We start from the raw sequence: 19,090 nt of genomic DNA, 5'->3' as shown, positions 1-19,090 counted from the left end.
CCTCTTGGGAAGAGAGCTAGAGAGAGTACCAGTCGGCTCCACCGCCGTCCGGCAGGAACCCGAACAGTTCGTCGTAAGCCTTGGTATGGCGGCAGATGAACCAGTCCTCGGCTGGCTGCGGTTGGCCTCCTTTGCGGGGCCTGAAGTTGACAGGCTCGCAGTGGGGCGGCAGGGTGCCGTCGCGCCGCCGGAAGACGGAGACGGTGAACGGCTGGGCGCGGCGCATCCATTCCACGGTGATGCCGTCACGCATGGCCTCTTCGGCCAGGGCCAGGCCTTCCCCGTAAGGCACCACCACATTCACGCTGTCGTCGGGAATCAGGCGGTAGAGGCGGGCGACTTCCGGGTAGTCCTGAACCTGGATGGCTCGGGCCAGTTCTTCCTGTTCGGTCTTCTCGTATTGCCAGAGCTGCGCGTAGAAGCGGCGGAAGGTGCCCGGATCGTCCAGGTCGAGGCCACCCGCGTTCCACATATTCCGGGCCGCCTGCGCCGCTCGGCCATAAGTGGAAGTGGGATACCTTTCCTTTTCCGGCAGGAACACTCGCAGTTCGCCCTCCGGACGCCGGGCGTGCCGATTGCAGCGGCCCGCTGCCTGGGCAATGGCATCGAGAGGAGCAAGCGCCCGGAAGACTTTCGGGAAGTCCAGGTCAACGCCTGCCTCGACGCACTGTGTGGCAATCACGCGGCACGGCTGCCCGCCCCCTTCGCGCTCCGGCCTCAAGGCTTGCCGGACCTCGTCCAGCACCTTGCGCCGGTGGGCTGGGCACAGGGAGGTGGAGATGTGCTTGAGGTGCCTGACCCCTTGCGCTTGGAGCGCCTTCACGAGTTCCAGCGCATGGGCCTTCATGTTCACGATGCACAGCACCTGGGGTTCAGCCTTCACCCAGTCGCACACCTCCTCCCAGGTTGTGGGCGTGTCCAGGTTCCAGACCGGGCGCACCCGCCTGGAACGCTCGAACAATCGCAGTTCGGGCGGGGCCATCTCCTGCGGTTGCCAGCCCGCCCCCTCGGGTTCACTCTGCCGTACCTTCTCGTCGAGGGTGTCGAAAGCGGGTTGTGTGGCCGTCGCCATGACCACCACCGCGCCATATTTCTCGGACGCAAGGCGCGACAGGGTTTTCAGGGTCGGAACTGCCAGCGCCGCCGGAAGTGTCTGCACTTCATCGAGCAGAAGGGCGCTGCCCGCCAGGCGGTGAAGTTTACGGCACGCGCCAGGCCGGTTGGCGTGCAGGCTCTCCAGCAGTTGCACGCTGGTGGTGATCACGATAGGCGCGTCCCAGTTCTGCGTGAGCAACTGCGCCTCTCGTCTATTATTGGCCCCTTCGCCGTCATCGCGCCCGTCCTGGCCCGGATCGGTGCGTGTGCCCGTGAGGCTGTGGTGTTCCAGCACGAAATGCGGCCCGAACTCGGCCTCGCTAAAAATCTCCCGGTACGTCTGCACGGTCTGATCGAGGATGCTCAGGAAGGGCAAGACCACCACGATGCGCCGGAGGGGTCGGCCCGCGTTCTGCTCACGGACCGCCCGCGTGAGTGCAAAGCGCAGCATGGCCAGCGTTTTTCCGCTGCCCGTCGGTGCAGTCAGGGTCCAGAGACGTCCATCACGCTCGCCTGAGGCGTGGCAGGCATTCATCAGGTCGGTACGTAAAGTACGGGTTGGCTCGGGCACGCGCTCGTCGGCATTTAAGGTAGCCAGATGACGCTCCAGGGCGGCCAGTGCCCGGACGGCATCCAGACTTGGCCCATGCGGTCTGGGCGGCGCACCATCTTCCCGCATCGCCTGCTCGGTATCCAGGTAATCGGCATCGACCAGCGCCGAGAAGAGCATCCGGGTATCCAGCATGTCGGCGGCCCCCTGAGGGATGTTCAATTTCGCCTGCCTGCCAGCACCCGGCGGCAGCGTCTCCACATCTGCCAGCAGGCGGCTGGCGAGTAACTTCAGGTCCGTTTCCGTTAGCCTGAGTTCCAAGGGGTGATGTGTTTGCAACCGGGCGATGGCCAATTCGTCCAGTGTGTCTCCATCGCCCTTCTGCAAGCCGATGTGATGCCCCTGGATCACGAGGGCGAGCGCGCCATCCTTGTAAATCTGCTTGGCGAAACAGGCCCCCGCCGACCAATGATCGAACCCGCTTCCCTCGCCCTCCAACCGTCTCTGGAACAGGTCACCATATTTCCCCAGGTCGTGGAGCAGGCCCGCCAGGTGGGCACGTTTCTTCTCCCCGAATGCTTCCGCGTGTTCACAGGCCCGGCCAGCCACATTCAGCGCGTGCTCGCGCATCGTTTGCCACCGCTGTTTGGTCTTGTCGCCTTTAAACGTGTGGCCGTAATACATCGTCATAAAAATCCCCTTGTTGATCTCATTGTCTTGAATGGGACTTTTCAGCGTAGAGTCTCTAGAAACAGCTATTTCAGTCCTCTTACGTCTCTCCATGTCTGCCACTCCGGGTTCTCGGCGCTGGGACTGTGGCCCATGAAGCTGTGGGCCGTCATGCCGCGCCTCCTGCTGTAAACGGGATGGGTTCGGTGTCGGCGTTCTCGGCGGCGGCGCGGAGTTCGCGTTGCCAGTGGGCGCGCAGTTCGGGCGGACCGAGGACCTGCACGCGCGGTCCCCAGCCCAGAATCCAGGGGAGCAGTTCGCGGGGCAGACCGCTGGCGTCGAGGGGCGCCTCGACGGTGGTGTCGATGGTGCCGTCGGGATTCAGGTACGGTTCGCTGAGGTTGGCGTAGCCGCCTTCCAGAATGCGGTACGCGGCGTCGTGGCGAAAGCGCAGGTGGACGGTCATGGTGGCGTTGCCCCCGGTACCCACCACGCCCCAGGCGCCGTGCAGGAAGGCGGTGGGGTCGAAGGTTTCGGGGATCGTGTACGTCTGGTCGCGCAGGACATGCAGGGCCTTCATGCGCGAGAGTTTGAAGGTGCGGACCGCGTGGTGGTAGGTGGTTTCCCGCCCGATCACGTACAGGTCGAGGTTGCTGGGATGGGCCTCGATCAGGTACGTCTCGATGATGTTGCTGCGGGCGCGGCCGCTTCCGCCGGGTTTCCGGTACTCGAAGCGCAGGGGATGCCCGCCCGTCCAGGCGGCGCAGGCGTGCTCCAGATTGATGTCCTCGCGTGAGCGCCGTTTGCCGATGTCCTGTATTCCCCGGCCCACCACGCCCTGCACCTGCTCGGGCAGCCAGGACGTGAGCTGGCGCAACGCGGCCTGATGGTGCAGGCGGTGGCCGGGCGCGCGGTGGTACATCAGCCGGGCGGCGGCGTGCAGGGCGAGCAGCGTAACGGGGTGCAGGGTGCTGCGGTGCGTCCGCAGGGTATAGCGGGGGGGACGTCCGGGCAGACGCTGGAAGTCCTCCGGCTCCAGCCGCTCCAGGTCGAGCAGGTCACGCTGGAGGGCCCGCTCGATGCCCGCCCAGCCCTCCCCCCCCACGCTGGCGGCAGGAAACAGCTTCGCGGCGAGGTCGCGGACGGTGAGTTGCCCTTCGCGCAGCAGCCGCGCGATACGGAAGAGGCGCTCGGCCTTGCTGAGGTCTGCGGGTGCCATGCCCGTAGAGTGCCGCAAGGCTGTCGCCGGGTTGTCGCAGGATTTTCTCTGGCCTCACATCACTCCAGTTTGATGAGTGGAGCGTTGTCAATTCGCCAGGCATTCACCCAGGGGTCGAGGCGGCCCTCGCAGAACAGGTCGGCGCGTTCCGGCGGGGGCAAGTGCAGCCGCCACTGCACCTCGTCCGAGAGGACCACCATACTGCCCCCGGTCGTCACCGCCTCCGGCCAGCCCAGGGCGGCGCGCAGGGCCACGACCGCGCGGCTGAGTTCCTTGCGGCGGGCGTTCTCGTCGCGGCCCGGCAGGTCCAGTTCCTCCTGAAGACGCTCGCGCCCGAGGCTTCCGCCGTGCATGACCAGCATGACCAGCAGCGCCGCCTCGGGCCGCGCGGCACGCAGGGGGAGCGGCTCGCCGTGCATCCGCACGGTCACGGGGCCGTCCGCGTTCACTTCGGCCACCCAGGGCGGCAGGCGCGTGGTCACGTCCAGCAGTGCAAAGAGCGGCGGGAACAGCAGCGCCATCTCCGCCGCCCAGGCGGGCCGCATCCTGAGCGTGCCCAGCAGGGCGGCGGCCTCTTCGGGGTGGCCCTGCCGCCGCCGCAATTCCGCGCGCAGGACCCCGGCGAGGCGCAGATCATCACGCACCACCTGACCGGCGCGGGCCAGGGCCGCCTGCGCTCCCTCCTCGTCGTTCAGCAGGAGCCGGACAGCGGCGATCTCCACGAAGACGCGGTGGTTTCCGGCCTCCGGGTCCAGAATCCCGGCCTGCCCCGCCGCGTCGTACAGCACCGTCAGCGCCTCGTCCGGCCTGCCCCACAGGGCGAGCGTGCGCGCCTCGCCCAGCAGGGCCACCACCCGGTCTTCTGTCCCCACGGCCAGGCGGCCCGCCTCCCGAAAGGCCCAGCGTGCCCGGGGAAACTCGCCGTGCGCGCGGTAGATGCCGCCCAGGCCCAGGTGCACCGTCATCAGATGCTGTCCGGTCGCCTCCTTGCCCGCCGCCTTCTGGGCCTGCTTGAGCGCCCGCTCCGCCCCCACCAGGTCGCCCAGCCGCAGACAGGTGATGCCCAGACTCGACCACGCGAAGGCCAGGCCCCACATGTCGCCCACCAGTTCCACCGCCGCCTGGGCAAATTCGGGCCGGGCTGCCACGTCATCCTCCGCCCAGGCGAGGGCCACCGCGTAATCCAGCCGCACCAGCGCGCGGTCGCGCCCCCGGGCGACGTGCAGGGCCGACGTGTACGCCTCCCGCCATCCCTCTGACCCGGAGCGCAGGAGCGCCTGTGCCCGGAAACGCGCGGCCACGGCGGGGTCCGGGCCCGCCAGTCCCACCCCGGCCAGTGCGAGCGCCTCGGTCCAGCGTCCCCCGGCGCAGGCCAGGAAGGCCCCGAACGCCTCCACGCCATCTGCTCCCTCCGTCAGCAGTTCGCGCATCAGGGGCACGTCGCCCGCCCGGTAAGCGGCCCAGGCCAGGGAACGGCGCCACCCCGGTTCACGCCACAGGGAACGTGGAACCTCGCGCGCCACGTTTCCCAGCAGTGTTCCGTCCTGTCTCGACCGTGCGCCCCGCGCGCCCGCCAGAAGGTGCAGGCGGGCCGCCTCCCACGCCTCCACGGTCAGCAGGCCCTGGATGTGCCGGACCATCTCGGGCATTTTCACGGCGCGTTCTCCCACCCGCAGACCGGCACCGCATCCGCCGCTTCCGACCCTGCTCCATCCCGCACCCCACGATTGTAGAAGTCGGCGGGAGCGACATGTCCCCGCCGACCTCGACCCAGGAGCCGCCTATCCGCCGATGGGCCAGACCACCTCGTTCAGCGGGGTTACCCCCGTGTTCGCCCCGGAGGTATCCGCCGCCCAGGCACCCGTTCCACCCCACAGCAACAGCAAGCTCAACAACAGGTTTCGCATTCATTCCTCCCTATCCCCAGGCACGGAAAAACCGCGTTGGGACGCACTTGAACGCGGCCATCGCGTTCTGTCGGGGAGAATGCGGGGCCAGCCCGACACTGGCTGACGGGAGGAAAAACAGGGCGCGAACCTCCTGCTCCGTGGAGATCAGGGGAGGTTCGCGTGATGTGGCAGAAGTCCTGCTGGACGCCCGAGAGGCGATTGTGGCTCTGCGGTCAGGTCGGCAGGAAGGTCAGTGGCCCTTGTGGTTCGCGCCGTCCAACGTCAACCTTGCGTGTTGCACGAAAAGCGGGCACACTACCGTTGCAGCCTGCCTTTAGGTGGGCTGAGGATTGAAACTTCGTCCTGATCGAGGTTCGCGGCGCTCTCTTCCAGTTGCAGCCTGCCTTTAGGTGGGCTGAGGATTGAAACCTTCCCGCCCGTGGTGTGCAGGTGGGCGCGGTTCACGTTGCAGCCTGCCTTTAGGTGGGCTGAGGATTGAAACTAGGTAGTCTCCCGGCGTGTACAGGTGCCCGGAAGGTTGCAGCCTGCCTTTAGGTGGGCTGAGGATTGAAACCGGCGCAGGCCAGAGCGGGGGACCAGGGAAGCTGGGGTTGCAGCCTGCCTTTAGGTGGGCTGAGGATTGAAACGCGCCCCGCCTCCAGCAGAAACAGGCGGCCCGGGGTTGCAGCCTGCCTTTAGGTGGGCTGAGGATTGAAACTTGGGCGTGTTCGGCGGCGTGGTAGGGCTTGCACGTTGCAGCCTGCCTTTAGGTGGGCTGAGGATTGAAACCGGCACATACAGGAACACGCGCGGCACGCCCGGCACGTTGCAGCCTGCCTTTAGGTGGGCTGAGGATTGAAACCGCAAACAATTACTCGGCCTTCCGCTGATCCCCGGTTGCAGCCTGCCTTTAGGTGGGCTGAGGATTGAAACTGGTAGGCGCCGAGCTGCGCCTGATAAATCGCCGTTGCAGCCTGCCTTTAGGTGGGCTGAGGATTGAAACGGGTGGATCGACAACCCGACCAACTCCAGCCGGGTTGCAGCCTGCCTTTAGGTGGGCTGAGGATTGAAACCCGAACAGTGCCCGTTCCAGCTCCACTCGCAGACGTTGCAGCCTGCCTTTAGGTGGGCTGAGGATTGAAACGTGGGCTGATTCTCCACGTAGTCGCTGAACCACAGTTGCAGCCTGCCTTTAGGTGGGCTGAGGATTGAAACCGAACTCACGCCGGACGACGGGGAAGCATACGACTACGTTGCAGCCTGCCTTTAGGTGGGCTGAGGATTGAAACTGCTTCGGGACGGCGCTTCTCGCCTCGGTGGTGTTGCAGCCTGCCTTTAGGTGGGCTGAGGATTGAAACATGGGCGTTCTGTGCGGCCTGTTTCGCGGCGGCATTGTTGCAGCCTGCCTTTAGGTGGGCTGAGGATTGAAACGCCTCAAGAATCATGCCCGCCAGGGTGCAGCCGCGTTGCAGCCTGCCTTTAGGTGGGCTGAGGATTGAAACCTGCTGGCCCTGACGCCCGACCCGCAGCCCCTCCCCGTTGCAGCCTGCCTTTAGGTGGGCTGAGGATTGAAACAGTGCGAGCGCGGCAATGGCAATCTTCCCTGTCCTGGTTGCAGCCTGCCTTTAGGTGGGCTGAGGATTGAAACGCCGTGGACCTCCACCCGGAAGGGGCCGGGCCCGTTGCAGCCTGCCTTTAGGTGGGCTGAGGATTGAAACGCCCCTGGCGGACGTGAACGCCAACAACCGCGGTTGCAGCCTGCCTTTAGGTGGGCTGAGGATTGAAACGCCGCACGCTGCGCCCGTCGCTCAGCTTGAGGTTGTTGCAGCCTGCCTTTAGGTGGGCTGAGGATTGAAACACGTTAGAAAGGTAGGTTGCAATTTGTTTCACGTGGTTGCAGCCTGCCTTTAGGTGGGCTGAGGATTGAAACCTCCGGGCACGGCTCCGCGAATTCCACGTCCAGCGTTGCAGCCTGCCTTTAGGTGGGCTGAGGATTGAAACATGAGCAACACGCACCGTGTCAACGCCAAACCGAGTTGCAGCCTGCCTTTAGGTGGCTGAGGATTGAAACCCCTGCCTCCATGGCGAGTGGCCGCCGGAGGCTCCCGTTGCGGCCTGCCCGCAGCAAGCTCCAGGCTGAAACTTAACAGAACAGCAATGCTAGACGGCTTTTCCCTCAACTCCTGAGCGGCGCGGGGCGGCACCATGACCTATGGTTCTCCGCGCCTTTGCTGCATGGCCGCTGGCGCTGTTGCTCCTGGCGGGCCTCGGGGGTGCCCTGCCCGCCAGTATCACCCTCAAGAACATCCGCCACGAACCCCAGGGACCGGACAACTGCGCGCCGGTCACGGCGCTCACGGTGCTGGGCTACTACGGCACGCGGGTGACGCAGGCCCAGGCGGCCCGTGCGCTGAAGGACGGGCCGCGTGATCCTCAGGTCACCAGTCTGGAACTCGCCGCCTATCTGGGCCGCTTCGGGTTGCGGAGCGTGATCCGGTACGCGGGGACGCCTGACCTGCTGCGGGACCTGCTGGCGCGGGGGATTCCGGTGGTCCTGCAACAGCGCCTGCGGTCAGGCAGCAATGTGGCCCACTTTCGCACCGTGTACGGGTACCGGGGAGGAGAATTCCTGATCAGTGACCCTCTTCGCGGCGCCAGGTTGTGGCTCAGCGAGGCCGAGTTGATGGACCTGTGGCACTTCTACAACGGTGAATATCTGGTCGCCTATCCCCCCGCGCGGGAAGGCGACGTGCGCGCGGCCCTGGGCGAGGACTACCGGGTGGCGGCCAACTGGCAGCGGCTCAAGAGCATCGAGGAGCAGAACGTCAGGGCGCAGCCGGGCGACCCCTACAACTGGTGGGGGCTGGGCAAGGCGAACTTACGGCTGGGTAACGTCGGGGCGGCGGCGGACAATTTCGACCGCGCGGTGGCGCTCGGCGTGCCGACGCTGTACTTCCTGTACCGGCAGGAGGCGTTCGAGGCCTGGACCCGGGCGGGAGAGCACCGCAAGACGCTCGACTTCGCGCAGCGGGCACTCCAGACAGACCCGGCCAGCAAGGAACTCCTGCGGTTTCGCAACCTGGCCCGCGACGCGCTGTCGGGGTGACGGCGGGCTTCAGCCGGGCAGCGTGAAGCTGAAGGTCGCGCCCTCACCGGGCTGTCCCTCGGCCCAGACCCGCCCGCCGTGCCGCTCCACGATGCGCTCCACGCTGGCGAGGCCCACGCCGTCGCCCTCGAATTCCTGCGCGCTGTGCAGCCGCCCGAAGACCTCGAACAGCTTGTCGCGGAAGGCGGGATCGAAGCCCACGCCGTTGTCGCGGACGTGGATGACGTGGTCATGGCCGGACGTTTCGGCCCAGACCTCGATGACGGCCCGCTCGCGGGTTCTCGAATACTTCACGGCGTTGCCCAACAGGTTCTGGAAGACCTGCCGCAGCAGGGCCGCGCTGCCCCGGACCACCGGGAGCGGCCCCACCCGCCAGTCGATCTGCCGCTCGCCCAGCTCGGGGGCGAGTTCGGCCCGCACCGTGTCCACCAGCTCATTCAGCGCCACGTCCGCCTTCTGCACCTCGCCCGTCCCCAGGCGCGCGAAGGTCAGCAGGCTGTCGATCAGCGCGTTCATGCGCGCCGTGCTCTGCTCGATCACGTCCACGTACTTCAGGGCGCGGGGGTTGTCCGGCACCGCGCGGCGCAGCAGGCCCGCAAAGCTGCCCATATGGCGCACGGGCGCGCGCAGGTCGTGGGAGACGCTGGAGGCGAAGGCTTCCAGGTCACGGTTGGCCTGTTCCAATTGCCGCTGTTTGGTCGCCAGCGTCCGGGCACTCTCGGCCCGCTCGGTCGCCAAGCTCAGGGCGCGGCCCACCGCGCGGAAGACGGCGCGGTCGCGCTCGCTCCAGCGGGTCTTCTCGCGCAGGCCCGCCGCGAGCTGGCCGACGGTCTGCCCCTGCACCACCACCGGGTAGACGGCAATGGCGCCGTACTCGGGTGTATGCGGGGCCAGCAGGTGACCCGAGGACCGCCAACGGTCCACGAACAGGGCCTCGTGGGAGGTGGCGGGCTGGGCGAACAGCGGCAGGTCGGCCGGGAAGCCCGCCTGGGCCGCTGCCAGCGTTCCCACTTCCATGTCGCCGTCCCAGGGCCCCTGTTTCCAGAGGTCGCCGTCGAGGGCGTAGTACCCGGTGCTGCCGTCGCCCAGCGCGCGGTGCAGGACGCTGGTGGCCGCCTGGGTCAGCACCGCCAGGTCCGTCTCGCGGCCCACCAGCTCAGTGAAGTTGGCGAACACCTGGAGGGCGGCGGTTTCGGCCGCCAGGTCCTCGTTGCGCTGGACCAGTTCGCGGGTGCGCCCCTCCACCCGCTGCTCCAGGGTGGCCCGCAACTCGCGCAGCTCGGTCACGTCCACCCCGGTCACCACGGCGAGGGCCGGGTCGCCGCTCCCACCGTCCCGGACCAGGGCCGAGGAATACTGCACGAAGCCGCGCGTGCCGTCCCCGCGCTGCATCTCGATCTCCTCGTTCTCGACGCGCTCGCCGGTCAGGACGGTGCGGGCCAGCGGCCACTCGTGGGCCTGGTAGGGGCGGCCGTCCGGGTGAAAACCCAGATACTCGTCATAGTGGTCCACGCTCGCGCTGAGCCGCGAGGGCGCGCGCAGGATGCGCTCGATGGCCCCGTTCCCGGCGATGATGCGCCCGCCCGGCACCTCCGCGATCCAGATGGCGGCGGGCATCTGATCGAGGATGGCCGAGAGGCGCGCGCGTTCCCGCCCCAGCGCGGCCAGGGCCTGCGCACCCGCCTCGGCGGCCTGAAGCCGTTCCAGGGCCTGCCCGAGCTGGGCCGCGAGCGTCCGCAGCGTCTCCCGCGTTGCCTCGTCAGGCGTCCGGCCCGCCCCGAAGATCAGGGTCAACACGCCCCAGGGCTCTTCGCCTGTGCCGACCGCTACAGCAGCCAACGTCCCAGCCGGTGTGCCCGGGGAAGGGCTCAGGAAGACCTCCTCCCGGCGGCTCAGCGCGTCCGTGACCGGCCTTACCCCGTTCGCCAGCCCCTCCGGCGGCAGTTCACCGAGGGTGTCCCGCTGAATCAGCCCGGTACCGTCCCCGCCGAGTTGCCAGAGCGCACCGCCCGCCGCCCCCAGCGCCGTCTGCCCGAAGGCCAGGGCCGCCCGGATCGCCTCCGGCTGACTGCTGGCCGAGGCAAGGGCGCGCGTCACGTTCAGCAGCGCCTCTGGGCCTGCCTCCCCCGGCTGGCAGGCCGCCAGCTTGCAGACCTGCACCGCGATCCCGTCCCGGTAGGGAAAGGCACGTACCTCTGCCGGGCCGCCCCGCGCCGCGTCCGCCAGCCCGAACTGCCGTTCCTGCCGGGTGGCCATCACCCAGCGGCATTCGGCGTCGAGGGCGCTGTCCTGTCCCTGGGGGCAGCAGTCCCAGAGCACGCACCCCAGCACCTCGGCGGGGGCTGCACCCAGCAGATCGGCGGCCTGACAGTTGAGGTAAGTCAGGCGCCAGCCCGCGTCCACGGTGAACAGCGGGTCGGGGAGGCCGTCAAGGAGGGCAGAGAGGTCGAGGGGAGTGGGGAGGGAAGGTTCTCGGTTCACGCTGAGCCTGGGCAGCATCCTAAGGCCGAGCTGGGCGGAACGGGCGGCCTTCCCACATCGCTCAATAAAACGTTAAGGGAACGGGGGCAGTCGCCCGCCGTGTCCGCCTGCATTCAGGCACGCCGGGACCGGTGCCAGAGGGCCGCGGCCAGCCCGGCGCCGAGCAGGCCCGCGCCGAGCAGCTTGCGGTGCGTGGCCGCCTCGGTGTATACGCTGACCGGCTGCACCACGCCGGGATAATCGCCGCGTTCCTCCAGCCGCTCGGAGGGGTGATAGAGGATATTCCGCTCCGGAGGCAGCGGCGGCCTGTCGCTGAGGGTGCGGGGGATGGCTGCCGCCGCCAGCGCCTTTTCGGTGGCGTGCGGGGCGAACTCGCCGGAGGCCGCGATGCCTTTGGCCCCGCCGCCCACGTACGTCTCCCGGGTGGGCGTGGCCGCGGCGTGCAGGACCGCCCGCGCGACCGTTTCCGGCGCGTAGACCGGCGGCACGTGCTGCGGCTCGGTGGGCAGGTAGCTGCGGGCGTTCAGCGGAAAGGGCGTGTCGATGGGGCCGGGCTTGATCAGCGTCACCGCGATGGGCACGCCGTCATGCTCCAGTTCCATCCGCAGGCCGTCGGTAAAGCCCTTCACGGCGTGCTTGGAGGCGGAATACAGGCTTTGCAGCGGCACGGTCTGCTCGGAGGTCACGCTGCCCATGTTGATCAGCGCGCCGCCCCGCTCCCGCATCAGGGCGACCGCCGCGCGCGAGCCGTACACGATGCCCCAGAAATTGATGTCGAACAGGCGGCGCATGTCCTCGACCGAGGATTCCAGCAGCGTGCCGTACATGCCGACGCCCGCGTTGTTCACCCAGGTGTCGCAGCCGCCGTAGGTCGCGCGGGCCAGTTCCGCCAGCTTCTGTACGTCCTCCTCGCGGCTCACGTCGCAGACGGCGAACACCGCCTGGCCGCCGCCGTCCACGAGTTCCTGTGTCAGTTGCCGCAGGGCGTTCTCGCTGCGCGCGGCCAGCACCAGCCGCACGCCCTGCTTCGCGGCCATCCGCGCCGTGGTGAGGCCGATCCCGCTGGATGCCCCGGTAAGCACCATGACCTGCTCGTCGAGTGGTTTGAGTTTCAAGGTTGCCTCCTCATTCAGTGTGGTGGCCCGTGTGGCCGGATTTGTCGCGATTCCGGTAAAGCCCCGCGAGCCTCAACCCTTCATCAAGGGGGCGCGACATCACCCGCACGAACTCCCACTCGGCCCGGGTGGAGATGACCGACAGCAGGAGGCCGCCTCTCAAGATCGGCACAGGTGCGGGGCGGGGAGAACCCCACGTCCGCTTCAGTCGTCGGCGGCGCTGGGGACGGGGGCGGCCTGCTGCATGGCGGCCTGCATGGCCTGCCAGGTCCGGTCCCAGGACTGCCGGGCCAGGAACTCGTCGCTGCGGCGCTGCCGGGACCGGGCGACCGCGCTGTCCCGTTCGGACAGGGCCAGCTCGATGGCGGCCTCGAATCCGTCCGCGTCATGCGCGATACTCACCAGCCGCTGGTCGCCGTAGGGCCGGACCACGTCGCGGATACCGCTGGACACCACCGGCAGCCCCGCCGCGAGATACTCCGGCGTCTTGGTGGGGGAGATGAACTCGGTCGCCTCGTTGCGGGCGAAGGGGAGCAGTGCTGCGTCCCAGTGGCCCAGGTAGTCGGGCAGGGCCGCGTAGGGCTTGAGGCCCAGGTAATGCAGGTTCTCGCCCCGGGGGAGCTGCTGCGGGTCGATCTTGGCCAGTGGCCCGACCAGCACGAACTGCCACTCCGGCCGTCGCCGGGCCAGCGTGGTCAGCAGTTCCAGGTCCATCCGTTCGTCGATCACGCCCGCGAAGCCCAGCCGGGGCCGGGGGATATCGCGCTGGTCCTGGGGATCAGGGCCGGGGGTGCGGGCGCGGGCGAAATGCGCGTGGTCCACGCTGGAGGGAAAGCAGTGGACATTCCGGTGGCGCTCCCGCTTGGCCTCGAACAGCCGCTGGCCGCCGGTGAACACCACGTCGGCCCGCCGGAGCAGGCTCTGCTCGTAGGCCAGCAGCTCCGCCGGGGCGCCCCGGAACTTCGACAGTTCGTCCATGCAGTCGTACAGGGTCAGGCGTGGATGCAGGCCCGCCGTGATGGGCAGCGCCATCGGGGTATAGAACCACAGGTCGTACTCGTTCAGGCCCTCGGCACGGACGAACTGGGTGAGCAGCCGGGCCAGGGTGGCCTGCACCGCCCCCGCGTCCTGGCCCGCCGCGAGGTGCGGCACGCAGACCTTCACGCCCTCGGCGGTCGTCCGGCACGCCAGGTGATCGGCGTGGGGGTCCGCGCCCTCCGTGAACACCGGCTCTTCCACGTAATACACCGGCCGGGTCCGCGCCGCGCGGGTCATCAGATGCTGGGGACGCTGAAACACGAAATCCCATCTCAGGTGCGCCACGCAGATCAAGGCGGGTCCTGCGGCCACTGCTGTCTCCATCGCTGCTTCTGTCATCTCGGCCTCCCACCGGCGTCTTCAGAACGTGGTGTCAGAAAAAACGACCGTGCTGCCCGGACCCTGAAGGGCGGGGTCACGCGCATCCGGTCTGGTTCCCCGGGAGCCTGCCCAGGGCTTCGGATTCCCTACGAGGCTTTGCCGGAGCGGCCGTTATGAGACGCCTGTCCGCCCTTGCGGCCCGCCTCCCGCGCTTCCTCGGAGGTGAACTGGTGGGCGTTGCCGCTGCGGTGCGCCGCCCGGCCTCCCTGGCTGGCGATCTCGCGTTGCCGGGCGGGGTCCATCGCCGCAAAGCCCCGCTTGCCGCCGTTTCCGTTGGTTCCCGTCAAGGTCTATCCCCTCTCCACTCCTGCCCACAGGCAGCCTTCGGATGATGTCCCATACAAGAAATTTGTATCGGTTGACACTCCAGATTCTGGAGGTCAGCTCATCCATTCGCCGCAGAAAGGTGTGAACCCTGCCGGGCCCAAACTGTCGACCTTGCGAGAGGCAGGTGAAGCGCCCTTCATCTGCTTCACAGGCAAGGCCTCGGCTCTGGGAACTGAGCTTCTCCCACCCGGAGAGAGGGACCGCTGCCGCTCGCCCTATCCCAGCAGGAGCTGGCCGCTGGCTGCGAGGAGGCTCCGCGCTTCCTCCAGCACCTGCTCGGGCGTCACGTCGTCCACGAAGGAGCAGCAGTGGTCGCAGCGGTCCTCCATACAGTTCACGCCGCACTCGGGGCAGTTCAGCCGCCAGGACAGGACGGGGCGGTGACGGGTCCGGCTGAGGGTCCCGGCGTTGATGGCGTTCCCGCACCAGTAGATGCCCACCGTACTGGCACCGACCGCCGCGCCCAGGTGGAGCGGCCCGGAGTCGTTGGACACCACCAGGGTGCAGCGGGACAGCAGGCCCGCCAGGCCGCCGATGCTCAGGCGTCCGCAGGTGTTCACCGCCGCCTCCCGCGCCGGACCGGACAGGGCCGCCAGCACGCCGTCCACCAGATGCGCCTCGTCCCCAGCTCCGGTCAGGACGATGCGGGCGCCCGCCGCAGCCAGCGCGTCCGCGACCCGAGCGAAGTGGGCGGGACTCCAGCGGCGCCGGGGGTCCCCCGCCCCGGGGTGGAGGGCCACCAGGGGTCGGTCGTCCTCCGGCACGGCGCCCCCGGCCTCCGCCAGATCGTCCGCCGTCACCTGCAAGCGGGGTTCCAGCGTCACGGCGGGCGCTCCCGCCAGGGCCATCACCTCCAGGCACCGCATGATCTCGTGCTGCCAGTACACGTAGGGCACGGTCCGGTCGAGCGCAGGCGCGTCGGGGGTCCGCAGGCCGACGGTCGCGCGGGCGCCCAGGCGCAGCGTGAAGGGGTTGGAGTACCGGCCGCCGCCGTGGAGCTGCACCGCCAGGTCGAACTGCTCGTCCCGCATCCGCGCGAAGAATGCGTCCAGTTCCGCCGGGTCCTCGTCCGCCTTCCCGTCGCGCCCGACGTACACCCCCTGGCTGGGCGGTACCGCGATCACCCGGTCCAGCGGGCCGGGCCTCCCCTGGAGGAAGCGGGCGTGCCAGGGCTGCCCGAGCAGCACCACCTCCGCCGCCGGGTAGGCCGCACGCAGGGCCTCCAGGGCGGGGAGCGAGAACATGAAGTCTCCCAGCGCGTTGGCCCGCAGCACCGCGACCCTGCGGACCCCTTCAAAGCGGGGGCCGAGCTTCAAGCGTTCGCCCCGTTCAGGCTGTTCTGGAGTGCCCGCCAACCGTCCGTCATGAAGCCTCCCCGCGCGGCTTTGCGTGTCGCCCTCCCAGTCATGTGCCGGATTCTATCGGCGCCCCTGCTGGCCGCCCCCGATCATGGAGAAGAGCTGAACGGCCTGCCTGGCTGGCACTTCAGGTCACTGCCCCGACTGGCGGCGGGAGGCTTTCCGCAGTTCCAGGCCGACGGGGACCAGACTCAGGACGAGGACGATGCCCACCACCAGCAGGATGTAGCGGTCGAGGTGCGGGATCAGGCTGCCCAGCCAGTACCCGAGCAGCGGCACCGACACGGCCCAGAGCAGCCCACCGACCACGTTGTAGACCATGAAGCGGGCGAAGGGCATCTTCCCCACGCCCGCCATCGGCGGCGCGACGGTCCGCACGACCGGCACGAAGCGGGCCAGGATCAGGGCCAGGCCGCCGTATCGCTCGAAGAACGCCTGGGTCCGCTCGACGTATTCGGGACGGAAAAAGCGGCTGTTCTGGCGACTGAACACCCCGGGACCGTACCGGCGGCCGATGTGGTACCCCACGCCGTTCCCGATGATCGCGCCCAGCGCCACCGCCAGCATGACGCCCGGCAGATGCAGGCTGCCCTGCTGCGCCAGGATGCCCGCCGTAATCAGCAGACTGTCCCCCGGCAGGAAAAAGCCCAGCAGCAGCCCGGTTTCCGCGAAGACGATGGCAAAGATACCCAGGTAGGAGGCGCTGAGCAGGAGCTGGGTCAGGTCGAACATGGGTGCAGCCTAGAGTGTCCGGGTATAGGAAGGGTATAGGAATGCGGAAAGCACCGGCCGCGCTTGCCGGGGGCCTGCGGAATGCGGGTCATCCTCGACGAGGAGGAGTCTCATGTCGGCTGCCCTGCTGAAGGCCGTCCCTTAAAGGGCTGAAGCAGGCTATAGACGCCCAGCACCCAGGCCAGCCCACTCAGCCACCCCGCCAGCACATCCGTCGGATAATGCACCCCCAGATAAAGTCTGGAGAAGCCCACCAGCCCACTGAACAGCACCCCCAGCACCACCACCAACCAGCGGTACGGGGTCCGCCAGCTGAACAGAATCAGTGCCGTCACAAAGGCCGCGCTGTACATGCTGTGTCCACTGGGAAACCCGTAGTCCTGTTCCTGCACCAGTCTCGGCCACAACTCCGGGCGGGGTCGCTGAAAGATCAACTTCATGATCAGGTCCAGCACGGCCGCACCCGCCACACTCAACCCCCAGAAGAGGGCCAGGGAACGCTTTTTCAGCCATAGGAACAGCAGGAGCAGGGCGCTGAGGGGGGCGATGACGCTGACGCCGCCGAGGGTGGTGAACAGCAGGGCGAGGTGGTCGAGGCTGGGGGAGGCGTGGCGGTGGAGGGCGAGGAGGAAGGGGGTTTCGAAGGCGAAGCGCTGCTTTTCGAGGACGTCTTCGGCGATGAAGCCGACGATCAACAACGGGAGGAGGATACCGAGGAAGAGGCGCAGCAGGGCAAGGGGGCGAACCGAACGGCGGTGAGACAGCAGGGTGCTCATGCCCTCAGCCTGCCCCCAATAGGTATAGCCTCGGTATACCCCGCAGGGCCGGGAGACGCCGCAGGACGCTGTTTCAGCCCCGACGGCAGCTCCGCCTGCCGGGCAGGTCAACCTGACGCTCACAACTCTCCCGGCACCCTGGCAAGTTCGCGGATGAACCGCAGGATGTCCAGTGAATGCTGACCATGACGTTTTTCTCGGCTCCCGGCAGGGTTGCCAATGCCTTTATACTGGCTTGTCTGATGACAATGTTCGCCCTGAATCTCCCTTCCCGCTCGGCTGGGAGGCGCGCCCCCGGCGGCGTTCCGTGCGGGGTGGAGATGGTTCCTGGCGCTGCCGGGCCCCGTGCTGGTCTGCGGGGGAGGTAGCGTGGAGAGGAGAAGTCGGTGTGATGATCACTCTGCTCCGTAAAATGCTCCTCATGCTGCTGCCCCTGAGCCTCACGGCGGGCGGTACGGTCTTATCTGAGGGCGTGCCCACGCTGCGCCCGTTTTCGCACCTGTTCGTTATCGTGCTGGAAAATCACAGTTACAGCACGGTGATTGGCAATTCCAACCTGCCGACCCTGAATGGCCTGGCGAGTCAGTACGGGCTGGCCACCAACTTCACGGGCGTGACCCACCCCAGCCTGCCCAACTACGTCGCCATGCTGATGGGGAGCACGTTTGGCAGCCACAGCGACGATCCGGGCCAGCGTTTTGCCGGGGACCATCTGGCGCTGCAACTGGAGCGCGCGGGCAGAAGCTGGCGGGGCTACTTCCAGGGACTGCCGGAGCTGGGCTGGGACGGGCCTTACGCCGGGCTGTACGCCAAGAAGCACAACCCCTTCATGCTCGCGGCCGACATTGCCAGTAATCCCCAGCGGAGCGCCAACGTGGTGCCGCTCGACCGGCTCAGCGACGACCTGCGTGCGGGCAAGGCCCCGGACTTCGCGCTGATCGTGCCGGACGTGTGCCACGACATGCACGGCGCCCCCGAGTGCCCCGTAAAGGCCACTCTGGACCGGGACGGAGACGCATTTGTGCGGACCTGGACCGACAAGATCATGTCTTCGGCCGCCTGGCAGGGCAACGCCGCAGTGGTCATCACCTTCGACGAGGGGAATGTGGAAGGGAAGGGGGGCAACGACGAGGCGACCGGTGGCGGGCGGATCGCGACCATCGTGGTGACCCGCGAAGGGCCGCGGGCGGCGAAGTCGAACGCGCCGTACAACCACTACGCCCTGCTGCGGACCTTTGAGGACGCCTGGGGCCTGCCGCCCCTGCGCGAAGCGGCGCAGGCCAAGCCCATGACCGATCTGTTCGTGCGCTGAGCTTGGGTCGGCGCGGGAGGTTCTGCCGCTGACCGGGTGCCCTCTGGCGGACTGGCCCAAGGCGGCGGTGAGCTGGCGGGGACGCTTGGCCTGAGAAGGGCTTCCCTGCGGGTCATGACCTCTGAGCGGCTGGGGTGCTGCCCTAATAGGGCAGTTGAGTTGGAAGGCGTTCCCCCCACCCCCCGCCGGGGGCAGGGGGAGCTTTCCGCTGCGCTCGGCAAAGGGAGACTCGTTGAGCGGCGGCTTTGTGTTGGGCGGTAGCGGTTCCTGCCTGGAACGTGTTGATCTCCACTGGGCGGCTGCGGGCCTGCGGCCCGAAAGCTCCTCTGCTCTGCCTGTCCATTTGAAAGGTGGAACCTGGCCGTCGCCTCCAGAATTTTGAAAAGACAAAAGACAGGGGGCTTCAGCTTTGGCTGGGGTCAAGGCGGCTCGGGTTTGTTGCTCCTCCCCCCTTGCGGGGGAGGCTGGGAGGGGGTAAACAGGCTTGGCATCCCAGCCCCACGTTTCCTCAACTCCCCGATATTCCAATCCAGAGTTTCGCGTCAGTCCTAAGGACAAAAGACAGGAGAGCTTCAGCCTGGGGCAGCGTCGGGCATGAAAGCGTCACACGGACGGGAGCTTCAGGCCGCCAGCGGCGCATTCACTTCAGGCCTGTGCTTCGCTGGCTCCAGTACGCGCGGGAGGTCGCTCAGCTTCGGGGTTGTGCCTCCAGCACCAGTTCGGCCAGCGCCAGCGCCGCCGGGTCGGGTGGGCCTTCCTCCCAGGTCAGTTGCAGTGGTTGCTGCGGGTAGTCGTGCGCGTGTTGCTGCTGGTAGGCCGCGATGGCCTGCCGGATTGCGTCCGGGCGCTGCTGGGCGGCGAGGGCCAGCGCCTCGGCGGCCTGCACGCGCGTGGGATCGTCGTCCGGCACGTGCCACACGGGGTGCTGCTGCCCGGCCTGGGGCGGCGTGACCTGAAGCGGCAGAGCCCGCGTGACCAGACGGCTGATCTCATCCGCAGTGTTCGTCATGGCCCATCCTATACCGGCGGTCCCGGCCTCAGC

General features: G+C 67.9%; 14 protein-coding genes and 1 CRISPR repeat array. Of the genes, 2 read left to right on the top strand and 12 right to left on the bottom strand.

Annotation, left to right across the window (positions count from 1 at the left end; all coding sequences use genetic code 11):
* Window positions 1-16 precede the first annotated feature (16 nt).
* From E5F05_RS03500 to E5F05_RS21840, 4 genes are all read right to left on the bottom strand, one after another.
* Window positions 17-2,335, bottom strand: a complete 2,319-nt coding sequence (locus E5F05_RS03500; protein ID WP_164973296.1) for a CRISPR-associated endonuclease Cas3'' — start codon at window positions 2,333-2,335, stop codon at window positions 17-19.
* A gap of 148 nt (window positions 2,336-2,483) precedes the next feature.
* Entirely contained in the window at window positions 2,484-3,533 is a 1,050-nt protein-coding gene (locus E5F05_RS03495; protein WP_129117271.1) for a helix-turn-helix transcriptional regulator, read from the bottom strand.
* Window positions 3,534-3,592: 59 nt separating this feature from the next.
* On the bottom strand, window positions 3,593-5,188 hold the full coding sequence (locus E5F05_RS03490) for a tetratricopeptide repeat protein (protein WP_129117270.1): 1,596 nt from the start codon (window positions 5,186-5,188) through the stop codon (window positions 3,593-3,595).
* 126 nt (window positions 5,189-5,314) lie between these two features.
* On the bottom strand, window positions 5,315-5,440 hold the full coding sequence (locus E5F05_RS21840; protein ID WP_260177004.1) for a hypothetical protein: 126 nt from the start codon (window positions 5,438-5,440) through the stop codon (window positions 5,315-5,317).
* A 302-nt stretch (window positions 5,441-5,742) separates the two neighbouring features.
* A CRISPR array of direct repeats spans window positions 5,743-7,423; the repeat unit is 37 nt; unit sequence GTTGCAGCCTGCCTTTAGGTGGGCTGAGGATTGAAAC.
* A gap of 211 nt (window positions 7,424-7,634) precedes the next feature.
* Here E5F05_RS21840 and E5F05_RS03485 point away from each other — a divergent pair.
* Window positions 7,635-8,528, top strand: coding sequence for a C39 family peptidase (locus tag E5F05_RS03485; RefSeq protein ID WP_129117269.1), 894 nt, complete (start codon window positions 7,635-7,637; stop codon window positions 8,526-8,528).
* 9 nt (window positions 8,529-8,537) lie between these two features.
* On the opposite strand, the gene E5F05_RS21145 is transcribed toward E5F05_RS03485, so the two are convergent.
* The 7 genes from E5F05_RS21145 to E5F05_RS03450 all read right to left on the bottom strand — a co-directional run bounded on the left by E5F05_RS21145 (window position 8,538) and on the right by E5F05_RS03450 (window position 16,736).
* Window positions 8,538-11,009, bottom strand: coding sequence for an ATP-binding protein (locus E5F05_RS21145; RefSeq protein ID WP_241687026.1), 2,472 nt, complete (start codon window positions 11,007-11,009; stop codon window positions 8,538-8,540).
* A gap of 113 nt (window positions 11,010-11,122) precedes the next feature.
* Window positions 11,123-12,124 carry an SDR family oxidoreductase gene (locus tag E5F05_RS03475; protein WP_129117267.1) on the bottom strand — a complete coding sequence of 334 codons (1,002 nt, stop codon included), beginning with the start codon at window positions 12,122-12,124 and terminating at the stop codon, window positions 11,123-11,125.
* Between the two features lie 204 nt (window positions 12,125-12,328).
* Window positions 12,329-13,501 (bottom strand): glycosyltransferase family 1 protein, encoded by a 1,173-nt coding sequence (locus E5F05_RS03470; RefSeq protein WP_241687025.1) that lies wholly within the window; start codon window positions 13,499-13,501, stop codon window positions 12,329-12,331.
* 128 nt (window positions 13,502-13,629) lie between these two features.
* Window positions 13,630-13,785 carry a KGG domain-containing protein gene (locus tag E5F05_RS03465; RefSeq protein WP_129117438.1) on the bottom strand — a complete coding sequence of 52 codons (156 nt, stop codon included), beginning with the start codon at window positions 13,783-13,785 and terminating at the stop codon, window positions 13,630-13,632.
* Between the two features lie 300 nt (window positions 13,786-14,085).
* On the bottom strand, window positions 14,086-15,186 hold the full coding sequence (locus tag E5F05_RS03460) for a glycosyltransferase family 9 protein (protein ID WP_206732971.1): 1,101 nt from the start codon (window positions 15,184-15,186) through the stop codon (window positions 14,086-14,088).
* 174 nt (window positions 15,187-15,360) lie between these two features.
* A complete protein-coding gene (locus E5F05_RS03455; RefSeq protein WP_129117266.1) occupies window positions 15,361-15,960 on the bottom strand; it encodes a DedA family protein in 600 nt (199 codons plus the stop codon).
* Between the two features lie 110 nt (window positions 15,961-16,070).
* A complete protein-coding gene (locus E5F05_RS03450) occupies window positions 16,071-16,736 on the bottom strand; it encodes a phosphatase PAP2 family protein (RefSeq protein ID WP_129117265.1) in 666 nt (221 codons plus the stop codon).
* 421 nt (window positions 16,737-17,157) lie between these two features.
* Here E5F05_RS03450 and E5F05_RS03445 point away from each other — a divergent pair, with 421 nt between their 5' ends.
* Complete coding sequence (locus E5F05_RS03445) at window positions 17,158-18,048, top strand: alkaline phosphatase family protein (protein ID WP_171029479.1); 891 nt, start codon at window positions 17,158-17,160, stop codon at window positions 18,046-18,048.
* A gap of 688 nt (window positions 18,049-18,736) precedes the next feature.
* Here E5F05_RS03445 and E5F05_RS03440 read toward each other — a convergent pair.
* The gene (locus tag E5F05_RS03440) at window positions 18,737-19,057 is read right to left on the bottom strand and encodes a hypothetical protein (protein ID WP_138223643.1); all 321 of its coding nucleotides are present in this window, start codon (window positions 19,055-19,057) and stop codon (window positions 18,737-18,739) included.
* Window positions 19,058-19,090 lie beyond the last annotated feature (33 nt).

Source organism: Deinococcus metallilatus, from assembly GCF_004758605.1.
Taxonomy (GTDB): domain Bacteria; phylum Deinococcota; class Deinococci; order Deinococcales; family Deinococcaceae; genus Deinococcus; species Deinococcus metallilatus.
Note: the sequence above shows the minus strand (reverse complement) of the source record. Positions and strands in the feature narration are given on the sequence as shown.